21 protein-coding genes are annotated in these 19,891 nt (G+C 76.2%); 15 read left to right on the forward strand and 6 right to left on the reverse strand.

The genetic code is table 11. From position 1 onward, the window contains the following. The first annotated feature begins 34 nt into the window (after nt 1-34). Both dnaE and Q0848_RS10695 read left to right on the forward strand, forming a co-directional pair. Nucleotides 35-3,577: a DNA polymerase III subunit alpha gene (dnaE, locus tag Q0848_RS10690; RefSeq protein WP_299037349.1), complete on the forward strand. Its 3,543-nt coding sequence runs from the start codon at nt 35-37 to the stop codon at nt 3,575-3,577. Between the two features lie 43 nt (nt 3,578-3,620). Continuing rightward, the gene (locus tag Q0848_RS10695; RefSeq protein ID WP_299037351.1) at nt 3,621-4,226 is read left to right on the forward strand and encodes a hypothetical protein; all 606 of its coding nucleotides are present in this window, start codon (nt 3,621-3,623) and stop codon (nt 4,224-4,226) included. Here the strand turns inward: Q0848_RS10695 and Q0848_RS10700 are convergent. After that, on the reverse strand, nt 4,193-4,657 hold the full coding sequence (locus Q0848_RS10700; protein ID WP_366146544.1) for a YbaK/EbsC family protein: 465 nt from the start codon (nt 4,655-4,657) through the stop codon (nt 4,193-4,195). The genes Q0848_RS10695 and Q0848_RS10700 overlap by 34 nt on opposite strands. 71 nt (nt 4,658-4,728) lie before the next feature. After that, nucleotides 4,729-5,385: an LON peptidase substrate-binding domain-containing protein gene (locus Q0848_RS10705; protein WP_299037355.1), complete on the reverse strand. Its 657-nt coding sequence runs from the start codon at nt 5,383-5,385 to the stop codon at nt 4,729-4,731. A 113-nt stretch (nt 5,386-5,498) separates the two neighbouring features. Between Q0848_RS10705 and hisD the strand changes: the two genes are divergently transcribed. From hisD to Q0848_RS10750, 9 genes are all read left to right on the forward strand, one after another. Next, the gene (gene hisD / locus Q0848_RS10710) at nt 5,499-6,839 is read left to right on the forward strand and encodes a histidinol dehydrogenase (protein ID WP_299037357.1); all 1,341 of its coding nucleotides are present in this window, start codon (nt 5,499-5,501) and stop codon (nt 6,837-6,839) included. Between the two features lie 83 nt (nt 6,840-6,922). Further along, entirely contained in the window at nt 6,923-8,068 is a 1,146-nt protein-coding gene (locus Q0848_RS10715; protein ID WP_366146545.1) for a histidinol-phosphate transaminase, read from the forward strand. Next, a complete protein-coding gene (gene hisB / locus Q0848_RS10720) occupies nt 8,065-8,721 on the forward strand; it encodes an imidazoleglycerol-phosphate dehydratase HisB (RefSeq protein ID WP_299037361.1) in 657 nt (218 codons plus the stop codon). Before Q0848_RS10715 ends, hisB begins: the two co-directional genes overlap by 4 nt. After that, nucleotides 8,718-9,533 (forward strand): hypothetical protein, encoded by an 816-nt coding sequence (locus Q0848_RS10725; protein WP_299037363.1) that lies wholly within the window; start codon nt 8,718-8,720, stop codon nt 9,531-9,533. The genes hisB and Q0848_RS10725 overlap by 4 nt, the downstream gene beginning before the upstream one ends. A gap of 9 nt (nt 9,534-9,542) precedes the next feature. Further along, nucleotides 9,543-10,217: an imidazole glycerol phosphate synthase subunit HisH gene (gene hisH, locus Q0848_RS10730; protein WP_299037365.1), complete on the forward strand. Its 675-nt coding sequence runs from the start codon at nt 9,543-9,545 to the stop codon at nt 10,215-10,217. Then, nucleotides 10,214-10,390: a hypothetical protein gene (locus Q0848_RS10735; protein ID WP_299037367.1), complete on the forward strand. Its 177-nt coding sequence runs from the start codon at nt 10,214-10,216 to the stop codon at nt 10,388-10,390. The genes hisH and Q0848_RS10735 overlap by 4 nt, the downstream gene beginning before the upstream one ends. A 61-nt stretch (nt 10,391-10,451) precedes the next feature. Next, the gene (gene priA / locus Q0848_RS10740) at nt 10,452-11,201 is read left to right on the forward strand and encodes a bifunctional 1-(5-phosphoribosyl)-5-((5-phosphoribosylamino)methylideneamino)imidazole-4-carboxamide isomerase/phosphoribosylanthranilate isomerase PriA (protein WP_299037368.1); all 750 of its coding nucleotides are present in this window, start codon (nt 10,452-10,454) and stop codon (nt 11,199-11,201) included. A gap of 77 nt (nt 11,202-11,278) precedes the next feature. Next, on the forward strand, nt 11,279-11,989 hold the full coding sequence (locus tag Q0848_RS10745) for an SseB family protein (protein WP_299037370.1): 711 nt from the start codon (nt 11,279-11,281) through the stop codon (nt 11,987-11,989). 82 nt (nt 11,990-12,071) lie between these two features. Further along, entirely contained in the window at nt 12,072-12,737 is a 666-nt protein-coding gene (locus tag Q0848_RS10750) for an SDR family NAD(P)-dependent oxidoreductase (RefSeq protein ID WP_299037372.1), read from the forward strand. Here Q0848_RS10750 and Q0848_RS10755 read toward each other — a convergent pair. After that, nucleotides 12,724-13,806 carry an MsnO8 family LLM class oxidoreductase gene (locus tag Q0848_RS10755; protein ID WP_299037374.1) on the reverse strand — a complete coding sequence of 361 codons (1,083 nt, stop codon included), beginning with the start codon at nt 13,804-13,806 and terminating at the stop codon, nt 12,724-12,726. The genes Q0848_RS10750 and Q0848_RS10755 overlap by 14 nt on opposite strands. A 177-nt stretch (nt 13,807-13,983) precedes the next feature. Between Q0848_RS10755 and Q0848_RS10760 the strand changes: the two genes are divergently transcribed. The 3 genes from Q0848_RS10760 to Q0848_RS10770 all read left to right on the forward strand — a co-directional run bounded on the left by Q0848_RS10760 (nt 13,984) and on the right by Q0848_RS10770 (nt 15,937). Further along, nucleotides 13,984-14,184 (forward strand): RNA-binding S4 domain-containing protein, encoded by a 201-nt coding sequence (locus tag Q0848_RS10760; RefSeq protein ID WP_366146546.1) that lies wholly within the window; start codon nt 13,984-13,986, stop codon nt 14,182-14,184. A 98-nt stretch (nt 14,185-14,282) separates the two neighbouring features. Further along, complete coding sequence (locus Q0848_RS10765) at nt 14,283-15,416, forward strand: type III polyketide synthase (RefSeq protein ID WP_299037376.1); 1,134 nt, start codon at nt 14,283-14,285, stop codon at nt 15,414-15,416. Continuing rightward, a complete protein-coding gene (locus Q0848_RS10770) occupies nt 15,413-15,937 on the forward strand; it encodes an isoprenylcysteine carboxyl methyltransferase family protein (protein WP_299037378.1) in 525 nt (174 codons plus the stop codon). The genes Q0848_RS10765 and Q0848_RS10770 overlap by 4 nt, the downstream gene beginning before the upstream one ends. A gap of 173 nt (nt 15,938-16,110) precedes the next feature. Here the strand turns inward: Q0848_RS10770 and Q0848_RS10775 are convergent, their stop codons facing one another. The 3 genes from Q0848_RS10775 to Q0848_RS10785 all read right to left on the reverse strand — a co-directional run bounded on the left by Q0848_RS10775 (nt 16,111) and on the right by Q0848_RS10785 (nt 18,810). Next, complete coding sequence (locus Q0848_RS10775) at nt 16,111-17,634, reverse strand: catalase (RefSeq protein WP_299037381.1); 1,524 nt, start codon at nt 17,632-17,634, stop codon at nt 16,111-16,113. A 186-nt stretch (nt 17,635-17,820) separates the two neighbouring features. After that, the gene (locus Q0848_RS10780) at nt 17,821-18,288 is read right to left on the reverse strand and encodes a Fur family transcriptional regulator (RefSeq protein ID WP_299037383.1); all 468 of its coding nucleotides are present in this window, start codon (nt 18,286-18,288) and stop codon (nt 17,821-17,823) included. Between the two features lie 75 nt (nt 18,289-18,363). Beyond that, the gene (locus Q0848_RS10785; RefSeq protein ID WP_299037385.1) at nt 18,364-18,810 is read right to left on the reverse strand and encodes a DUF1844 domain-containing protein; all 447 of its coding nucleotides are present in this window, start codon (nt 18,808-18,810) and stop codon (nt 18,364-18,366) included. Between the two features lie 310 nt (nt 18,811-19,120). On the opposite strand from Q0848_RS10785, the gene infC reads away from it, so the two are divergent. Beyond that, nucleotides 19,121-19,783, forward strand: a complete 663-nt coding sequence (infC, locus tag Q0848_RS10790) for a translation initiation factor IF-3 (protein ID WP_366146547.1) — start codon at nt 19,121-19,123, stop codon at nt 19,781-19,783. Nucleotides 19,784-19,891: the final 108 nt, after the last annotated feature.

Below are 19,891 nucleotides of genomic sequence, written 5' to 3' on the forward strand. Positions count from 1 at the left end.
CGCTGCCCGCGACGGCGCACCGGAGGCCCCCTCGATGCCCTCATCCCCCGCCGGAGACCAGTTCGTCCACCTCCACGTGCACACCGAGTACTCGATGCTCGACGGGGCCGCGCGGGTGGACGACCTCATGGCCGAGGCCGCGCGCCTCGGGATGCCGGCGCTGGCCACCACCGACCACGGCTTCGTCTTCGGCGCCTACGACTTCTGGCGCGCCGGGCAGAAGCACGGCGTCAAGCCGATCATCGGCCTCGAGGCGTACGTGGCCCCCGGGACGCACCGCGGCGACCGCACGCGCGTCAAGTGGGGCGACCAGGGCACCTCCAGCCGCGACGACGTCTCCGGCGGAGGCGCGTTCACGCACATGACGATCCTCGCCGAGAACACCGCCGGCATGCACAACCTCTTCCGGCTCGGCTCCCGCGCCTCGCTCGAGGGGCACTTCTACAAGCCCCGCATGGACCGGGAGATCCTCAGCGAGCACTCCGCCGGCCTCATCGCGACGACCGGCTGCCCGTCCTCGGAGGTGCAGACCCGGCTGCGGCTGGGCCAGTACCGCGAGGCGCTGCAGGCCGCCAGCGACTACCGCGACATCTTCGGGGCCGAGAACTACTACTGCGAGCTCATGGAGCACGGCCTCGAGATCGAGCGCCGCACCCGCGAGGACCTGCTGCGCCTGGCCAAGGAGCTGCAGCTGCCGCTCGTGGCCACCAACGACCTGCACTACACGCGGGCCGAGGACGCCACCGCCCACGCCGCGCTGCTGTGCGTGCAGTCCGGCTCGACGCTGGCCGACCCCCACCGGTTCAAGTTCGACGCCGACGACTTCTACCTCAAGAGCGCGGCCGAGATGCGCCGCACCTGGTCCGAGCTGCCGGAGGCGTGCGACAACACGCTGCTCATCGCCGAGCGCTGCGAGGTCTCCTTCACCGAGGGCAACGGCACCTACATGCCGCACTTCCCCGTGCCCGAGGGGCACTCGGAGGAGAGCTGGTTCGTCGAGGAGGTCCAGCGGGGCCTGCACCGGCGCTACCCGGGCGGCATCCCGGCGGCGTCGCAGGCGCAGGCCGACTTCGAGTGCCAGGTCATCGCCCAGATGGGGTTCCCGGGGTACTTCCTCGTCGTCGCCGACTTCATCAACTGGTCCAAGGAGAACGGCATCCGGGTGGGTCCGGGCCGCGGCTCCGGCGCCGGGTCCATGGCCGCGTACGCCATGCGGATCACCGACCTCGACCCGCTCGAGCACGGGCTGATCTTCGAGCGGTTCCTCAACCCCGAGCGCGTCTCGATGCCCGACTTCGACGTCGACTTCGACGAGCGCCGCCGCGGCGAGGTCATCCGCTACGTCTCCGACAAGTACGGCGACGACCGGGTCGCCATGATCGTCACCTACGGCACCATCAAGGCCAAGCAGGCGCTGAAGGACTCCTCGCGCGTCCTCGGCTACCCCTTCGCGATGGGCGAGCGCCTCACCAAGGCCATGCCGGCCGCGGTGATGGGCAAGGACATCCCGCTGTCGGGGATCTTCGACTCGAGCCACAAGCGGTACGCCGAGGCGGAGGAGTTCCGGCAGATCCACAGCTCGGACGCCGACGTCCAGAAGGTCGTCGACACGGCCCGCGGCCTGGAGGGGCTGAAGCGGCAGTGGGGCGTGCACGCGGCCGGCGTGATCATGTCGAGCGAGCCGCTCATCGACATCATCCCGATCATGCGCCGCGAGCAGGACGGAGCGGTGATCACGCAGTTCGACTACCCGACCTGCGAGGGCCTCGGGCTGATCAAGATGGACTTCCTGGGACTGCGCAACCTCACGGTCCTCGACGACGCCCTCAAGAACATCGTGACCAACGGCGGCGAGCCGGTCGACCTCGACGAGCTGACCCTCGACGACCCGACGACCTTCGGGCTGCTCCAGCGCGGGGACACCCTCGGGGTCTTCCAGCTGGACGGCGGGCCGATGCGCTCGCTGCTGCGGCTGATGAAGCCCGACGTCTTCGCCGACATCTCCGCCGTCGGCGCGCTGTACCGCCCCGGCCCGATGGGCGCCGGCTCCCACACGAACTACGCCCTGCGCAAGAACGGCCAGCAGGAGATCACCCCGATCCACCCCGAGCTGGCGGAGCCGCTGGCGGACGTGCTCGGCGAGACCTACGGCCTGATCGTGTACCAGGAGCAGGTCATGGCCATCGCGCAGAAGCTGGCCGGGTACTCCCTCGGCAAGGCCGACCTGCTGCGCCGGGCCATGGGCAAGAAGAAGCGCGAGGTCCTGGACGCCGAGTACATCGGCTTCCGCGACGGCATGGCGGCCAACGGCTACTCCGAGGCCGCGGTCAAGACGCTGTGGGACATCCTGCTGCCCTTCTCCGACTACGCCTTCAACAAGGCGCACTCGGCGGCCTACGGCGTCGTGTCGTACTGGACGGCCTACCTCAAGGCCAACCACCCGGCCGAGTACATGGCGGCGCTGCTCACGAGCGTGCGCGACGACAAGGACAAGTCGGCGCTGTACCTGGGCGAGTGCCGGCGGATGCGCATCACGGTGCTGCCGCCGGACGTCAACTCCTCGATCGGCACCTACGCGGCCGTGGGGCAGGACATCCGCTTCGGGCTCGCCGCCATCCGCAACGTCGGGCAGAACGTCGTCGACGCGATCGTCGCCGCGCGCGAGGCGAAGGGCGCCTTCACCTCCTTCGAGGACTTCCTGCGCAAGGTCCCGGCAGTGGTGTGCAACAAGCGGACCATCGAGTCGCTCATCAAGGCGGGCGCCTTCGACTCCCTCGGGCACACCCGGCGCGGCCTGGCGGCCGTCCACGAGGTCTACGTCGACGCCCTCGTCGTGGAGAAGCGGCAGGAGGCCATCGGGCAGGACTCCCTCTTCGGCGGGCTCGGCGACGACTCCGCGGTCACGCTCGCCGCGCTGCCGCCGGTCGGCGACATGGAGTGGGACAAGCGCGAGCTCCTGGCCAGCGAGCGGGCGATGCTCGGCCTGTACGTCTCCGACCACCCGCTCTTCGGCCTCGAGCACGTGCTCGCGTCCTCCGCCGACTGCTCCATCTCCTCCTTCGTCACCGACGAGTCCCGCCAGGACGGCTCGACCATCACCATCGCGGGGATGGTCACCACGGTCACGCGCAAGATGACCAAGCAGGGCAGCGCCTGGGCCATCGCGACGGTGGAGGACCTCGAGGGCTCGGTCGAGGTCCTGTTCTTCCCCAAGACCTACGCCGAGGTCATGCACGAGCTGCGCGAGGACCTCGTCTGCGTGGTCCGGGGCCGCGTCAACCGCCGCGACGACGTCCCGACGATCTACGCCTCGGAGATGTCCATCCCGGACACCACCCAGGCCTCGGGCGGTCCGCTGGTCATCGAGATGCCGACCGCCCGGTGCACGCCGCCGCGGGTGGAGCGGCTCAAGGACGTCCTGCTCATGCACGCCGGTCCCACCGAGGTCCACCTGCGGCTGCGCAGCTCCCCGGAGCGGGCCACGCTCATGCGCCTGGACGCCGGGCTGAAGGTGACGCCGTCGCCGTCCTTGTACGGCGACCTCAAGGCGCTGCTCGGGCCCTCGTGCCTCGCGTGAGCCCCGCTCGTGCGACGGCCGACGTCGCGACGGCGGCCCGGGCGTGACGTCGGTGCGCCCGGCGGGGCGGGGCCGCGGGGCCGCGCTGCGCGCCGTCGCCGGCTGGGTCCTGCTCGTCGTCGGCAGCGCGGTCGCGTGGTGGCTGCTGGCGCCGCAGCCGCCGGTCGTCACCGACGGGACCCAGCGCGTCTCCCCGGGGATGCCGGAGCTGGCGGCGGCGCAGGACGGCTTCTTCGTCCTCGCCACAGGTGTCGCGGGCGTCCTGGTCGCCGTGGCGGTGCTGCGCGCGCGCGGCGGACCGACGGGTCCGCTGGCCCTGGGAGCCCTGGTCGCGTCCGCGCTGGGCGCGGTGTGCGCGGCCCTGCTCGGCAGCGCCCTCGGCGAGGTGGTGGCCGGACCCCGCCGCGCCCCGGCGCTGCCCGCGGACGTCACCGACCGCGTGGCCGAGGGCGTCGTCGTCGCCCCCTCGGGGCTGGTGCTGTCCGCGCAGGCGGCGCTCGTCGTCTGGCCGCTGCTCGCCGCCCTCGTGGTCACCGGCGTGCTCATCGCCGCGATGCTCCGGGCGCCGTCGCCGAGCTCGGGGTCGCGGCGGGGCCCCGTCCCCGACGCCGGGGGTCAGGACGTCGCCGGGCGCCCCACCGGCGCGTAGGTCGCCCCCGCCAGGCGCACGAGGTCGGCGGGCGCGAGCTCGACGTCGAGGCCCCGGCGCCCGGCGCTGACCAGGACGGTGGGGTGCGCCGCCGCCGAGGCGTCGACGACGACCGGCAGCGGCCGGCGCAGCCCCAGCGGGCTGATGGCGCCGACGACGCCGCCGGTCAGGCGCTGCGCCGCGGCCGGCTCGCACAGGGCGGCGCGCCGCCCTCCCCGCGCCGCCGCGAGCGCCCGCAGGTCCAGGCGCCCGGCCACGGGGACGACGGCCAGGAGCGGGGAGCCGTCGACCTCCGCGACGAGGGTCTTCAGCACCCGCGCGGGGTCGACGCCCAGCGCGGCGGCGGCCTCCTGCCCGTAGCCCGCCTCCGCCGGCGCGTGCGCCACGCGCTCGAAGGGCCGCAGCACGTGGGCCGCCCCGTCGGCGACCAGGGCGCGGACGGCGGCGGTGGGGGCGGTGGGTCGTGTCGCCACGGCGTCCTCCCGGTCGGCTCGGGACCGCGTCAGTTCGGCGTGGCGAAGGACAGGTCGGGGCCGGTCTGCGGCAGCGCCCCCGTCGCGGTGAGGAGGGCGTCCTCCCGCGCGAGGAGCCGCAGCTGCGCCCCGAGGCGCGCGACGGCGTCGGGCTGCTCGAGCAGCGCCTGGCGCTCGTGCAGCGGCAGCACCATCCCCGCGGTGACGAGGTGGGAGAGCACGCGCGGCGACGTGACGCCCAGGGCGTCCTGGGCGCCGCCGAGGCGGGCCCGGTAGGCGGCGAAGGCGGCGGCGACCCGGACGCCGAGGAAGGCCGCCCGGTCGGGGTCGCCCTCGACGTCGTCGAGGGGCGAGACGAGCCCGGTGGCGTAGGGGGTGCCCGCGGTCTCGTCGAGGCCGTGCAGGCGGAAGCGCAGCGCGCCGCTCGTGACCAGCTCGAAGCGGCCGTCGTCCAGGGCGGTGATGTCGCGGACGACGGCCGTGCAGCCCACGGCGTGCACGGCGTCGGCGCCCTCGCGCACGTCCCGCCCCGGGCGGACCGCGACGACGCCGAAGACCCGTCGCTCGGGCGGGGTGTCGAGCAGGTGCTGGGCGAGCGCGCGGTAGCGCGGCTCGAAGACGTGCAGCGGCATCACCAGGCCGGGGACCAGCACCGACGGGAGCGGGAACAGCGGGAGGGGCTGCACGTCCGCGACCCTACGTCCGCAGCAGGAGCCGGCGTCCGGGCGGGCGCCGCGCCTCCCCGCGCCCTCCCGGGTGCGCGGGGAGGCCCGCGCGCCGGGCGCCCTACGATCGAGGCGTGATCCGCCGCCTGGACCTGCGAGGACGTCCCCTCGACGCGCGCGAGCTGCGCGGCACCCTGCCCCGCGCCGAGCAGGACGTGGAGTCCGCGCTGGAGGTCGTCCGCCCCATCGTCGAGGACGTGCGCACCCGCGGGGCCGCGGCCCTGCGCGACCTCGGGGAGCGCCTCGACGGCGTCCGGCCCGAGCACCTGCGCGTCCCGGCCGACGCCCTCGCCGACGCCCTCGACGGGCTCGACCCGGCGGTGCGGGCCGCGCTGGAGGAGTCGGTGCGCCGGGCCCGGCTCGTGCACGCCGACCAGCGCCGCACCGACACGACGACCCAGGTGGTGCCGGGCGGGACGGTGACCGAGCGCTGGGTCCCGGTCGGGCGCGTCGGCCTCTACGTCCCCGGCGGCGTGGCGGTCTACCCCAGCAGCGTCGTGATGAACGTGGTGCCCGCGCAGGAGGCCGGGGTGGCCTCCCTCGTCGTCGCGAGCCCGCCGCAGCGCGACCACGGCGGGCTGCCGCACCCCACGATCCTCGCGGCCTGCGCGCTGCTCGGCGTCGAGGAGGTGTACGCCGTCGGGGGGGCGCAGGCGGTGGCGATGCTCGCCCTGGGCGCCCGGGACGACGACGGCTCGAGGCTCTGCGCGCCCGTCGACCTGGTCACGGGCCCGGGCAACCGGTACGTCGCCGCCGCCAAGCGGCTCCTGCGCGGCGTCGTGGGCATCGACGCGGAGGCCGGGCCCACCGAGGTCATGGTGCTCGCCGACGAGAGCGCCGACCCCGTCCTCGTCGCCGCCGACCTGGTCAGCCAGGCAGAGCACGACGAGGTCGCGGCCGCCGTGCTCGTGACGACGTCGCCGGACCTCGCCGAGCGCGTCGTGGCCGAGCTCGGGCGGCAGGTGCCCGCGACCAAGCACGCGGAGCGCGTGCGCACCGCGCTCTCGGGCCCGCAGTCCGCCGTCGTCCTCGTCGACGACGACGCGGGGCTGCTGGCCGTGGCCGACGGCTACGGCGCCGAGCACCTCGAGGTGCAGACGGCCCACGCCGCGGTGCTCGCGGCGCGCGTGCAGAACGCCGGGGCGATCTTCGTGGGCGCGCACGCGCCGGTGTCCCTCGGCGACTACTGCGCCGGGTCCAACCACGTCCTGCCCACGGGCGGCTGCGCGTGCTTCTCCAGCGGGCTGTCGGTGCAGACGTTCCTGCGCGGCATCCACGTCGTGGACTACTCCGCGCAGGCGCTCGCCGACGTGGCCCCGCACGTCGTCGCGCTCGCCGAGGCCGAGGACCTGCCCGCGCACGGCCAGGCGGTCACCGCGCGCCTGGCCCGCGCTGCGGACGGGGCCGGCCGGTGAGCGGCGACGCCGGGACGACGACCGACCCGGTCGCCGCCCAGCCCGCCGCGTCCGACCCCCCCGCCGGTGGCACGGGCCTCGCCCTGGCGGACCTCCCGCTGCGGGAGGAGCTGCGCGGCGCCGAGCCCTACGGCGCGCCGCAGCTCGACGTGCCGGTGCTGCTCAACGTCAACGAGAACCCGGTGCCGCCGTCGGAGGCCGTCGCCCGCGAGATGGGGGAGGCGGTGGCCGCCGCCGCGCGCGGGCTGAACCGCTACCCCGACCGCGAGTTCCTGGACCTGCGCGCCGACCTCGCCGACTTCCTGGCGCTGGAGTCCGGCGTCCGCCTCCCGCCCGAGCAGCTGTGGGCGGCCAACGGCTCCAACGAGGTCATGCTGCAGCTGCTGCAGGCCTTCGGCGGGCACGGGCGCACCGCGGTGTCCTTCGCGCCGACCTACTCGATGTACCCCGAGTACGCCCGCGACACCGGCACGCGCTGGGTCGCCGGGCACCGCCGCGAGGACTTCACCGTGGACCCCGCCGCGGCCGTGGCGCTGGTCGAGGCCGAGCAGCCGTCCGTCGTGCTGCTGACCTCGCCGAACAACCCCACCGGCACGGCGCTGCCTGCCGACGTCGTCGAAGCCGTGTGCGAGGTGGCCCCCGGCGTCGTCGTCGTGGACGAGGCGTACGCCGAGTTCCGGCGCGCGGGCGTGCCCAGCGCGCTGGAGCTGCTGGAGCGCTACCCGCGCCTGGCCGTCAGCCGCACCATGAGCAAGGCCTTCAGCCTCGCCGGGGCGCGCGTGGGCTACCTCGCCTCCTCGCCCGCGGTCGTCGACGCGCTGCGCGTCGTCCGGCTGCCGTACCACCTGTCCGGCGTCACCCAGGCGGTGGCGCGCGTGGCGCTCCGGCACTCCGAGGAGCTGCTGCGCGGCGTCGCCGCCCTGCGGGCCGAGCGCGACGACCTCGTCGCGTGGCTGCGCGGGCTGGGCCTGGAGGTGGCCGACTCCGACGCCAACTTCGTCCTCTTCGGCCGCCTCGCCGACCGGCACGCCGCCTGGCAGGGCCTGCTCGACCGCGGCGTCCTCATCCGCGAGACCGGGCCGCCGGGGTGGCTGCGCGTCTCGGTGGGGACGCCGGAGGAGACCGCCGCCTTCCGCGAGGCGCTGGGAGAGGTCCTCGCCACCCCCGCCGGCGCCCGGGAGCCCTCCCGGTCCGGCGACCACGACCCCTCGACGAGGAGCACGCGATGAGCGAGACCCCGACCCCCGCAGCAGCTCTGACCGGCACCTCCTCTCGCCGGGCGCGCGTCGAGCGCCGCACCAGCGAGTCGCACGTCGTCGTCGAGGTCGACCTCGACGGCACGGGGGAGTCGCGCATCAGCACGGGCGTCGGCTTCTACGACCACATGCTCACGGCGCTGAGCCGCCACAGCCTCGTCGACCTCGTCGTCGAGGCGGAGGGCGACCTGCACATCGACGCCCACCACACCGTCGAGGACGTCGCCATCGTGCTCGGGCAGGCCTTCCGGCAGGCGATGGGGGACAAGAAGCGGCTGGTCCGCTTCGGCGACGCGACCGTCCCCCTGGACGAGGCCCTCGTGCAGGCGGTCGTCGACGTCTCCGGGCGCCCGTACTGCGTGCACTCCGGCGAGCCCGAGGGCCAGGAGCACGTGCTCATCGGCGGCGGGCCGGGGAACACGCCCTACCTGGGCTCCCTGACCCGGCACGTCTTCGAGTCCTTCGCCTTCCACGCCCACCTCGGCCTGCACGTGCGCGTGCTCGCCGGCCGCGACGCCCACCACGTCGTCGAGACGCAGTTCAAGGCGGTGGCCCGCGCCCTGCGCACGGCGCTCGCGGTGGACCCCCGGGTGACGGGGGTGCCCAGCACGAAGGGCGCCCTGTGAGCGACGAGCCCGCAGGAGGCCAGCCCGTCGACGACGGACCCGGGAGCGGTTCTCTCGCAGGCCCTCCCGAGCGCGTCGTCGTCGTGGCGCCGGTGGCGGACGCCGGTCGCCTCGCCGGGGTGCTGGCGCTGGCGGGCGTGCGGGCCGACGTGGCCCCGCTCGGGGGCCGGGGATGCCTCGTCGCCGCCAGAGCCGCTGCGGGAGAGGCGGGTGCGGACGCCGACGCGTCCGACGCCGTCGTCCGCGGCACCTCGCGCGCGCTCGGCGCCGCTCCTGTCGTGGTGCTGCGCACGGACGTGCGCGGCGGGGCGGGCGGCTCCGTCCGCGCTGAGGAGTGGGTGCGCGGGCAGCGCCGGCACGGCGCCGACGTCGAGCGCTCGCCCGGCCTGGTCCTCGCCGGGCTGCCGGACGACGCCGAGCGCGTCGTCCACGGCACCCGCCGCGTCGACGAGCTCGACGGGGCGACGACGAGCGATGGCCTCGGGCGGATGGCGGCGGCCCGACTCGCCACCGGTCGCGGGGCCGGGGGCGGCCCGCGACCGGGCGGTCCCGTGGGGGCGCCGAGCGCGCCCTCACCGGTGCTGCCGGCGGCCCTGGCCGTCGCCGCGGCCCTGGTCCTGGGGCTCGAGGTGGCCCGGCTGCTCGCCGGAGGGGGCTCCGCGCTCGTGGCGGCCGTCGCCCTCCTCGGCGCCGTGCTCGCCGCGGGGGTCGCCCTGCGCCGGGGTGCCGCCCGGGGGAGCGCGGCGCGCAGCGCGTCGACCGGCTCCGACGACGCCGCGGGCGAGGACGGCCCCCGCGCCGAGGGCTCGTAGGCTCTGCGCGTGGCTTCCCCGCGCGTCGTCGTGCTCGACCACGGCTCCGGCAACGTCCGCTCCGCCGTCCGCGCCCTCGAGGCCACGGGCGCGCGCGTCGAGCTGACCGGTGACCGGACCGCGGCCCTGGAGGCCGACGGCCTCGTCGTCCCCGGCGTCGGCGCCTTCGCCGCCGTCGCGCGCGACCTGCGCTCGGTCGGCGGCCACGAGGTCGTCGCCGAGCGCCTCGAGGCCGGTCGCCCGGTCCTCGGCGTCTGCGTCGGGCTGCAGGTGCTGTTCGCCCGGGGCCTGGAGCACCAGGCGGAGGGGGGCGGCCCTCCGGTGCCGGGGGAGGAGCCGGGGCTGGGCCTGTGGCCCGGCGAGGTGGCGCGCCTGCCCGCCGCCGTCGTCCCGCACATGGGCTGGAACACCGTCGAGGCGCCCGAGGGGTCGCGCCTGTTCGGGGCCGAGCCGGACCCGGACGAGCGCTACTACTTCGTGCACTCCTACGCCGTGCAGGAGTGGAGCGGGCCGGCCTCGGCCCGGGTGACGTGGGCCGACCACGGCACCCGGTTCGTCGCGGCGGTGGAGGACGGCCCCCTGTCGGCCACCCAGTTCCACCCGGAGAAGTCCGGGGACGCCGGCCAGCGCCTGCTGCGGCGCTGGGTCTCCTCGCTCGACGGCGGAGCGGGCGAGCCGCGGTGAACCCGCTCGTCATCGGCCTGGTCCTGGCCGTCGCCGCGGCCTTCCTGGCCGGGGGAGCCCTGTCGCTGGGGCGCCAGCACCTCGTGCGCGGGGCCGTGGCCGTCGGCGCGCTGGCGGCCCTCGCCCTCCTCGGCGCGGGCCTCTACCTGGTCCCCTACGCCCTGGACCGCTAGCCCGCCCCGGGGGCGGGGCCGCCCCGCCGCGGGCGCTCGCCCGGGCTGCCAGGATGGAGCCGTGAGCGAGCCCGACCAGACCCCCACCCGTCTCCAGCTCCTGCCGGCCGTCGACGTCGCCGACGGGCAGGCCGTGCGCCTCGTCCAGGGCGAGGCCGGCTCCGAGACCGGCTACGGCGACCCCCTCGGGGCGGCGCTGGCCTGGCAGGAGGGCGGCGCGGAGTGGGTCCACCTCGTCGACCTCGACGCCGCCTTCGGGCGCGGCACGAACGCGGAGCTGCTCGCCGACGTCGTGGGCCGTCTCGACGTCGACGTCGAGCTGTCCGGGGGCATCCGCGACGACGCCTCGCTGGCGCGCGCCCTGGCCACCGGCTGCCGCCGGGTCAACCTGGGCACCGCGGCGCTGGAGGACCCGGAGTGGACCCGGCGCGCCATCGCCGAGCACGGCGACCGCATCGCCGTGGGGCTCGACGTGCGCGGCACGACCCTGGCCGCCCGCGGGTGGACCCAGGAGGGCGGCGACCTCTGGGAGGTGCTCGCGCGCCTGGACGCCGACGGCTGCGCCCGCTACGTCGTCACCGACGTCACCAAGGACGGCACGCTGCGCGGGCCGAACACGGCGCTGCTGGAGCAGGTCTGCGCCGCCACCGACCGACCCGTGGTCGCCTCCGGCGGCGTCTCCAGCCTCGAGGACCTCACCGTCCTGCGCGCGCTCGTGCCGAGCGGCGTGGAGGGGGCCATCGTCGGCAAGGCGCTGTACGCGCAGGCGTTCACGCTCGGCGAGGCGCTGGACGTCGCCGGGCGCCCGTGACCCCGCCCCCCGGGACCCCGCCACCGGCGACATCTCCGACGGGTGGCGCCCACGCGGCCGGGGCCGACTCCGGCGGCGTGCCCTGGGCCGGGCGCACCCTCACCCCCAGCCCGTTCGCGGGCGACGACGGGAGCGCCGACGCGGGCGTCGTGGCCGCGCTCGCCGAGCGCGACGCCACCGGCCCCGCGGCCGTCGTCGCGGCCCTGGCGGGCACGCGGGTCTTCGTCCCCGTGGTGGCGGTCTCGGCGGGGGAGGAGGCCTCCCCGCTGACGGGCGTCGCCTCCGACACCGGGGCGGACATGGCCGTCGTCACCCTCACCGCCCCGGACGGGCGGCGGGCCCTGCCCGTCTTCACCTCGACGGCGGCGCTGGCCGCCTGGGACGCCGCCGCGCGGCCGGTGCCGAGCGAGGTCGAGCGCGCGGCGCTCTCGGCCGTCGACGAGGGCTGCGCGATGCTCGTGCTCGACCCGGCGGCGCAGCGGCCCCTCGTCGTGCCGCGCCCGGCCGTCGAGGCCCTGGCCCAGCAGCGCTCGTGGACGCCGTCCTGGGAGCGCGAGGACGTCGCCGAGGCCGTGCGCGCCGCCGCCGAGGTCGAGCCGGCCGTGGCGAGCGCCGCGGTCGAGCGCGGTCGCCGGGCGGAGACGGCCGTCGTGCTGGCCCTGGCGCCGGGCCTGGACCAGCCCGCGCTGGACGCCCTGCTGCAGCGGGTGCAGGACCGGCTGGCGACGTCCGCGGTCGTCGCCGAGGGCGTGGACTCCCTGGAGCTGCGCCTCACCACCGCCGGCTGAGCCGGGCGCTCGCGGGCCGGGGCCCGGAGCCCGGGCCGGCGCCCGCGGAACAGCGGGCGGGGCGTCCCGGTTGGCGCCGGGCATGACCACCATCGCCATCATCGGCGCCGGCCGCGGCCTGGGCCGCGCCGTCGCCCGCCGCTTCGGCGCCGAGGGCTTCTCCGTCGCCCTCCTGTCCCGCACCCAGTCCCGCGTCGACGCCCTCGCCGAGGAGCTCGCCGCGGACGGCGTGCACGCGCGCGGCTACGCCGCCGACGTCCGCGACCCCGCCTCCCTGGCAGCGGCTCTCGAGCGCGCCACGGAGGAGCTCGGGCCGATCGAGGTGCTGCAGTACAGCCCGCTGCCGCAGAAGGACTTCATGCGGCCGGTGCTCGAGACGACGCCCGCGGACCTGCGCGGTCCCGTCGAGTTCTCCATCTACGGCCCGGTCGCCGCGGTGCACCAGGTGCTGCCGGGCATGCGCTTCCTCGGCGAGGGCCGCGGCACCGTGCTCTTCGTCAACGGGGGGTCCGCCGTCACGCCGGGGCAGGCCGTCACGGGGACGAGCGTCGCCTTCGCGGGCCAGGCCGCCTACGCCCAGCTCCTGCACGAGAAGCTCGCCGAGGAGGGCATCCACGTGGCCCAGCTCGTTATCGGCGGTCGGATCGTCGAGGGCGACCCCGAGAAGGACCCGGCCGTGCTCGCCGAGCACCTGTGGTCGCTGCACACCGGGCGCGACCGCTTCCGGCTGCAGATCAGCGCCGACTGACGACCTCGTCGGCCGCGGTGGCGTCCGCCCGCGCGCGGGTGGCCGTCACCGCCGGCCGGCTGAGGCCGGCCAGCAGCGCGTCGGAGCGGGCCAGGGCGTCCCGGTCGGTCGTGCTGGAGGTCGCGAGGACCTCCTCCGCCCCGGTGCGCGCCAGGAGGCGGGCGAGCGCGCTCTCCACCTGCTCGGGCGTCCCGGCCACCGTCGTCCGCGCCGCCGCGGCGAGGTGGCGCTCCTGGGACCCGGTGGGCGTGCGCTCCCGCAGCGCGGCCACCGGCTCCAGCGGAGGGAACGCACCGCGGGTGCGCGCCTCGGCCATCGCCCAGGCCTCCGGCAGCGCGAGCTCGGCCGCCGCCGCCGCGTCGTCCGCGACCAGCACGTCGAGCGCCACGAGGACCCGCGGCCGCGGCTCCCGGGCCGAGGGCCGGTAGGCGTCGCGGTACCCCGCGAGCGCCTCCTCGCCGCGCGCGGCGTCGGCGTCCTGCCCGTCGGCGGCGAGCAGGGGCGCCAGCAGCGGGCCGCCGACGACGACGGGCAGCCCCAGGCGCGCCGCCACGGCCAGGCCCGCCCCCGTGGCCAGCACGAGCAGCGGCACGTCGACCCCCTGGGGCCGCGCCGTGACCTCGGCCTCCCCGGCCAGGTGGGCGCGCAGCTCGTCGAGGTCGCGGGCGAAGTCGTCGTCGGCCGCGGGTGCCCCCGACCGGCGCAGGGCGCGGCGGACGGGCGCGGTGAACCCCGGCGAGCGGCCCACCCCGAGGTCCACCCGGCCCGGGTGCAGCGCCGCCAGCGCGGCGAACTGCTCGGCCACGACGAGCGGCGCGTGGTTGGGCAGCATCACCCCGCCGGAGCCGGCGCGCAGGTGCCGCGTCGCGCCGAGGACGGCGCCGGCCAGCACGGCGGGGGCCGAGCCCGCGACGCCGGGGACGGCGTGGTGCTCGGCGACCCAGAAGCGCAGGTACCCCAGGGCGTCTGCGCGCCGCGCCCGCTCGACCGCCCCCGTGAGCGCCGTCGCGTCGGGCTCGCCGGCGCGGGTGCGCGCGCGGTCGAGCAAGGAGACCGGGACGTCGAGCACGCCCGCGTCAACACCGCCGTCCGACGGCGCCTTCCGCGCACGGGACCCGCGGGCGCGGCCGGGGCCCGTGCGGCGCGGCAGGATGGGGCCATGGCCGCCCAGGACGACCCCAGCCCGCTCGACGACCAGCACTCGGCGGACGAGCAGCGCTCGGGAGCGCCGGGCAGCGAGCCCGAGCTGGTGCCGACCGACGGCGACATCCGGCTCGGCCAGCTGCTGAAGCTGGCCTCGCTCGTGGAGTCCGGGGCGGACGCCAAGGAGGCGCTCGCCGCCGGGGTCGTCTCGGTGAACGGCGAGGTGGAGGTCCGTCGCGGCCGCCAGCTGGTCCGCGGCGACGTCGTCGAGGTGGCCGGGGCCGCGCCGGTGCGGGTGGGCTAGGCGCGCTCCGGCGAGGCTCCGGCGCGCGGGAGCGCGCCCGTGCGGCACAGGATGAGGGTTCCGCGCAGCCCCGCAGCGGTGCCCCTAGAGGAGTCCCCATGTCTCGCATCGTCTCCGTCGGCAGAGCCGTGCCGGCGCGCACGTCCGCCCAGGCCGACATCACCGACGCCTTCAGCCAGGTGATGGCCTCGGGGGGCGAGCTCGACGGCACCCGTCGCCAGCTGCTGCACCGCCTGCACGGCAACACGGGGGTGCGCACCCGGCACCTGGCCCTCCCGCTGGAGGAGTACCCGCAGCTCGACGGCTTCCGCGACGCCAACGACGCCTACCTGCGGGTGGGTCTGGAGCTCGGAGAGCGCGCCGTGCGCGACGCCCTGGGCCAGGTGGGGCTGACGCCGCAGGACGTCGACGTGATCGTCTTCGCCAGCACCACGGGGGTCGCCGCGCCCTCGCTCGACGCCCGCCTCGTGGAGCCCCTCGGCCTGCGGGCCGACGTCAAGCGGATGCCGCTGTTCGGCCTCGGGTGCGTCGCCGGGGCCGCCGGCGTCGCGCGCGTGCACGACCACCTGCGCGGGGACCCCGACGGCGTGGCGGTCCTCCTCGCCGTCGAGCTGTGCTCGCTCACGGTCCAGCGCGACGACACGTCCACCGCGAACCTCGTCGCCTCCGGCTTGTTCGGCGACGGCGCCGCCGCGGTCGTCGTGCTGGGGGACCGGCGCGCGGCCGAGCTGGGCCTGCCCGGCCCCGACGTCGTCGGCGCGAGCAGCCGCTTCTACCCGGACACCGCGGACGTCATGGGCTGGGACGTCGGCGGCAGCGGCTTCCGCATCGTCCTGACGACGAGCGTCACCGACGTCGTCCAGCAGTACCTGGCCGACGACGTCACCGGCTTCCTCGACGGCCACGAGCTCCGCTCGGGCGACGTCGCGCGCTGGGTGGCCCACCCCGGCGGCCCGAAGGTGCTCGAGGCGGTCACCGAGGTCCTGGAGCTGCCGGAGGGCGCCCTCGCGCGCTCCTGGGCCGACCTCGCCGAGAACGGCAACATGTCGTCGGTCTCGGTGCTCCACGTCCTCGCCCAGACCCTCGCCGAGCCGCCGGCCGACGGCGACCACGCCCTGATGTTCGCCATGGGCCCCGGCTTCTGCGCCGAGCTGGTCCTGCTGCGCTGGCCCGACGCGCAGGGCGCGGCCGGGGTCGGCGGGGGGCCCGCGCGCGAGGCGGCCGCTGCGTGAGCGTCGCCCTCTACGCCGTCGTCGTCGTCCTCGTCGCGCTCGAGCGCCTCGTCGAGCTCGTGATCTCGCGCCGCAACCTGGCGTGGGCGCGCGAGCGCGGCGGCTTCGAGACGGGCAGCGGCCACTTCCCGGTCATGGTCGCCCTGCACACGGGCCTGCTCGTGGCCTGCCTGGTGGAGGTGGTGGTCCTCGACCGCCCCTTCGCGCCCCTGCTCGGCTGGACGATGCTCGTCCTGCTCCTGCTCACCGAGGCCACCCGGGCCTGGGTCATCGCCACCCTCGGGCGGCAGTGGAACACCCGCGTCGTGGTCGTCCCGGGCATGAGCCGGGTCACCCGCGGGCCCTACCGGTTCATGAGCCACCCGAACTACGTGATCGTCGCCGTCGAGGGCGTGGCCCTGCCCCTCGTGCACAGCGCCTGGATCACGGCTGTCGCCTTCACGGTGCTCAACGCCGCGCTGCTGCTGCTGGTGCGCATCCCCGCCGAGGAGCGAGCGCTGGCCCGGCTGAGCACCTCCTGAGCGGTGCTGCGCCGCACACGTCCTCGGAGACCGGCTGCGGGGCAGCCACTTCGCGAGGGGCGCTGCGGCGCGGGCGAGACCACGTCGTCGGCTGGCGCCACGACGCACGAGAGCCCGGGAGCAGGTGCTCCCGGGCTCTCGCGCGTCAGCGCCGGTGCCCCAGCGCTCGCGTCTCAGCGCTCGGCGGCCTCGTCGCCGGGCGCCGTCGGCGAGGCGCTCGTGGTGGGGGCCGACGAGGGCTTCTGCTCGCGCACGGCCGCCTCGACGCGCCGGCCGGTCTCGGCGTCGATGCTCCGCCAGTAGGCGAAGGCGCGCTCCAGCACGGGCTCGCTGACGCCGTTCAGCAGGTGGCCGGAGACGTTGGTCACCAGCCGCGCCCGGGCGTCGTCGTCCATGACCTCGCGGACGAGGGCGCCCGCCTGGCTCCAGTCGTCGTCCGCGGCGTGCTCCACGTACGGCGTGCGGGCGGTCCGGCCGCCGGCGACCCAGCCGGGAGCCTCGGCGGCCCGCCGGGGGTCGGCCACGGGGCCGCCGTAGCTGCTGGGCTGGTAGACGGGCTGGCCCGGCGGGTTCCACCGGTACGCCATGGAGCCCTCCTTGGCGTACGTGCCCAGGGGCGCCACCGGCGCGTTGACCGGGAGGTGGGCGTAGTTCGTGCCGATGCGGTAGCGGTGGGCGTCGGCGTAGCTGAAGATCCGCCCCATCAGCATCTTGTCCGGGCTCGGGCCCACGCCGGGGACCATGCTGCTGACGTCGAACGCCGCCTGCTCGACCTGGGCGTGGAAGTTGTCCGGGTTCGTGTCGAGCGTCATGCGACCCACCTCGACGAGCGGGTAGTCCTTCTGCGAGACCGTCTTCGTCACGTCGAAGATGTTGGTCGGGTAGGTCTCCGCGTCCGCCGTCGGGATGATCTGGACGTGCAGGGTCCAGCTGGGGAAGTCGCCCTCGCGGATCGCCGCGAAGAGGTCCTGCCGGTGGTGGTCGGGGGAGGCGCCCGCGATCCGGTCCGCCTCGTCCTGCTCCAGGAACTCGCTGCCCTGGTCGGTCTTGACGTGGTACTTCACCCAGCAGGCCTCGCCCTCGGCGTTGACCCACTGGAACGTGTGGGAGCCGTAGCCGTTCATGTGCCGCCAGGTGCGGGGCACCCCGCGGTCGCCCATGAGCACGACGACCTGGTGGGCGCTCTCGGGGGAGAGGGTCCAGAAGTCCCACTGCATGTCGTTGTCGCGCAGCCCGGAGTCGGGCAGGCGCTTCTGGGAGCGGATGAAGTCCTGGAACTTCATCGCGTCCTTGACGAAGAAGACCGGGGTGTTGTTGCCGACGAGGTCGTAGTTGCCCTCGCTCGTGTAGAACTTCAGCGCGAAGCCGCGCGGGTCGCGCCAGGTGTCGGGCGTGCCCTGCTCGCCGGCCACGGTGGAGAAGCGGGCGAGCATCCTCGTGCTGGTACCGGGCTGGAAGAGCGCCGCACGCGTGTAGCGGCTGACGTCCCCCGTCACCTCGAAGGTGCCGAAGGCGCCGCCGCCCTTGGCGTGGACGACGCGCTCGGGCACGCGCTCGCGGTTGAACTGGGCCATCTTCTCGACCAGGTAGTGGTCGTGCAGCAGCGTGCCGCCGCCGGTCCCCTGGGTCATCGAGTGCTCGTCGCTGGCCACGGGCACGCCCGCGCCGTCGGTGGTCCAGCTGTCCTGCGTGGTCATGCGTCCTCCGGAGGTGGTGGGGGGTCGTCACCGGCCCGGGGGCGGTCGTCGCACCCGGGACGTGGTCGAGAGGGGGTGGTGGGGAGGGAGGCGCCGTCGAGACGGCGCGGAGAGCGGCCGGACCGCTGGTCCTCGCACCCCTGGCCCGCGGCGGCGGTCGTCAGCCGCCGGCGCTGCCGGCGGTGGTCACCTGCCCGCGCCGCCGGCGGCGCACGCGGCGCAGGTGCCCCAGTAGATGACCTCGGCCTCGTCGACGGCGAAGTCCGTGCCGTCGTGCGCGGGGACCAGGCAGGGGGCGGCGCCCACGGCGCAGTCGACGTCGCGCACCCGGCCGCAGGAGCGGCAGACGAGGTGGTGGTGGTTGTCGGCGACGCGCAGCTCGAAGAGGGCGGGCGAGCCGGCGGGCTCGATGCGCCGGACCAGCCCGGCCTGGCACAGCGCGCGCAGGACGTCGTAGACGGCCTGCGTCGAGACGCGGCCGATGCGGTCGCGCACGCCGCGGGCGACGTCGTCGGCGTCGGCGTGCGGCTGCTCGGCGAGGACGGCGAGCGCGGCCACGCGCGGGCCGGTCGCGCGCAGCCCCGCCCCGCGCAGCAGGTCCGCGCCGGGGACCTCTGCGGCCGCCGGGGCGGACGGGACGACGGGAGTGCTCACGTCCTCAACCTGACCACCCAGTCTGGAACCCGTCAAGTGAAGGGGTCGTTCGCGCCTGCCCGGCGGGGCGGTGGCTCAGCGCACGGGGCCCGTGAGCCGCTCGCCCGGCCCCTGCCCCGGCGGGTCCGGGACCACGGACGCCTCGCGGAAGGCCAGCTGGAGCGAGCGCAGCCCGTCGCGCAGCGCGCGGGCGTGCTGGTTGCCGATGTCGGGGGCCGCCGCGGTGACGAGCCCGGCGAGGGCGCCGATGAGCACCCGCGCCTCCGCGAGGTCCAGGTGCTGCTGGGCGTCGGCGTCCTCCGCGAGGCCGCACTTCACGGCGGCGGCGCTCATCAGGTGCACGGCCGCGGTCGTGATCACCTCCACGGAGGGCACCTCGGCGATGTCCCGCAGCTCCGCCCCCTCGGCCGCGTCGTGCCCTCCGGGCAGAGGGGCGAGGGCGGGCTCCCCGGGCGGGGCCGCGGTGCTGCGGTCGGCGTCCTGGTGCGCGTGCGCTCCGTGCTCTGGGGTTCCCGGGGTCATGGCTGCTAGCCTGGCACGCAGACCGACCGCTCCCGCGCGCCCGCCCCCGGGCTGGTGCGGGGGAGCGGGCCGCCAAGCGGAGGACTTCCTCCCACCCGAGAGCGACCTCCCCGGCCCCGCCGGGACGAGGTGGCCGGGTCCGGTCCGCGCGGTGGCTCCGCTGGAGCCGCTCGTGCGTGCGCCTCGTGGCGCCGTCCGTCGACGGCGCGCGCGAGCACCGGCCCCCGGGTGGACCGTCACCGCTGACGCGACCACGGCGGGGGACCCCCCGCGCCGCGGCGGTACCGCACGCACGACTGAGGAGCAGCACATCAGCGAACCGCGCATCAACGACCGGATCCGCGTCCCCGAGGTCCGACTCGTCGGCCCCGGCGGGGAGCAGGTCGGGATCGTCCGCGTCGAGGACGCCCTGCGCCTGGCTCAGGAGGCCGACCTCGACCTGGTCGAGGTCGCCCCGCAGGCGCGACCGCCCGTCTGCAAGCTCATGGACTTCGGCAAGTTCAAGTACGAGGCCGACATGAAGGCGCGCGAGGCGCGCAAGAACCAGGCCAACACGGTGCTGAAGACCGTGCGCCTGCGCCTGAAGATCGACCCGCACGACTACGCCACGAAGAAGGGCCAGGCCGAGAAGTTCCTCTCCGCGGGGGACAAGGTCAAGGTCATGATCATGTTCCGCGGGCGCGAGCAGTCGCGTCCCGAGATGGGCTACCGCCTCCTGCAGCGCATGGCCGGGGACGTCGAGGAGCTCGGGGCGGTCGAGAGCGCCCCGACCCAGGACGGCCGCAACATGGTCATGGTCATCGGGCCGCACCGGAAGAAGGCCGAGGCGCGCGCCGAGCAGCGCCGGCGCCGCGAGAGCACGACCGAGCAGGCGCCCGCCGAGCAGGCGCCCGCGGAGCCGGCACCCGCGGAGCAGGCGTCGGCGGAGCAGGCACCCGCGGAGCGGGCGCCCGCCGAGGGCCAGCAGGCCTGAGCCGACCGGCCGCTCCCCCGGGCGCAGCCGCCGGCCAGCACCACCGCAGACCGCACCACCGCACCTGGGGCGCACCCCGGGTGCCACGCACGAGCTGAGGAGATCGGC

It is taken from the genome of uncultured Pseudokineococcus sp. (assembly GCF_947495735.1).
GTDB lineage: Bacteria > Actinomycetota > Actinomycetes > Actinomycetales > Quadrisphaeraceae > Pseudokineococcus.

Bases quoted from the DNA above. Each gene is read 5' to 3' on its own strand.
- dnaE (WP_299037349.1), top strand. From the start codon at position 35: ATGCCCTCATCCCCCGCCGGAGACCAGTTCGTCCACCTCCACGTGCAC.
- Q0848_RS10785 (WP_299037385.1), bottom strand. From the start codon at position 18,810: ATGACCCCGGGAACCCCAGAGCACGGAGCGCACGCGCACCAGGACGCC.
- Q0848_RS10750 (WP_299037372.1), top strand. From the start codon at position 12,072: ATGACCACCATCGCCATCATCGGCGCCGGCCGCGGCCTGGGCCGCGCC.
- Q0848_RS10765 (WP_299037376.1), top strand. From the start codon at position 14,283: ATGTCTCGCATCGTCTCCGTCGGCAGAGCCGTGCCGGCGCGCACGTCC.
- Q0848_RS10775 (WP_299037381.1), bottom strand. From the start codon at position 17,634: ATGACCACGCAGGACAGCTGGACCACCGACGGCGCGGGCGTGCCCGTG.
- hisB (WP_299037361.1), top strand. From the start codon at position 8,065: ATGAGCGAGACCCCGACCCCCGCAGCAGCTCTGACCGGCACCTCCTCT.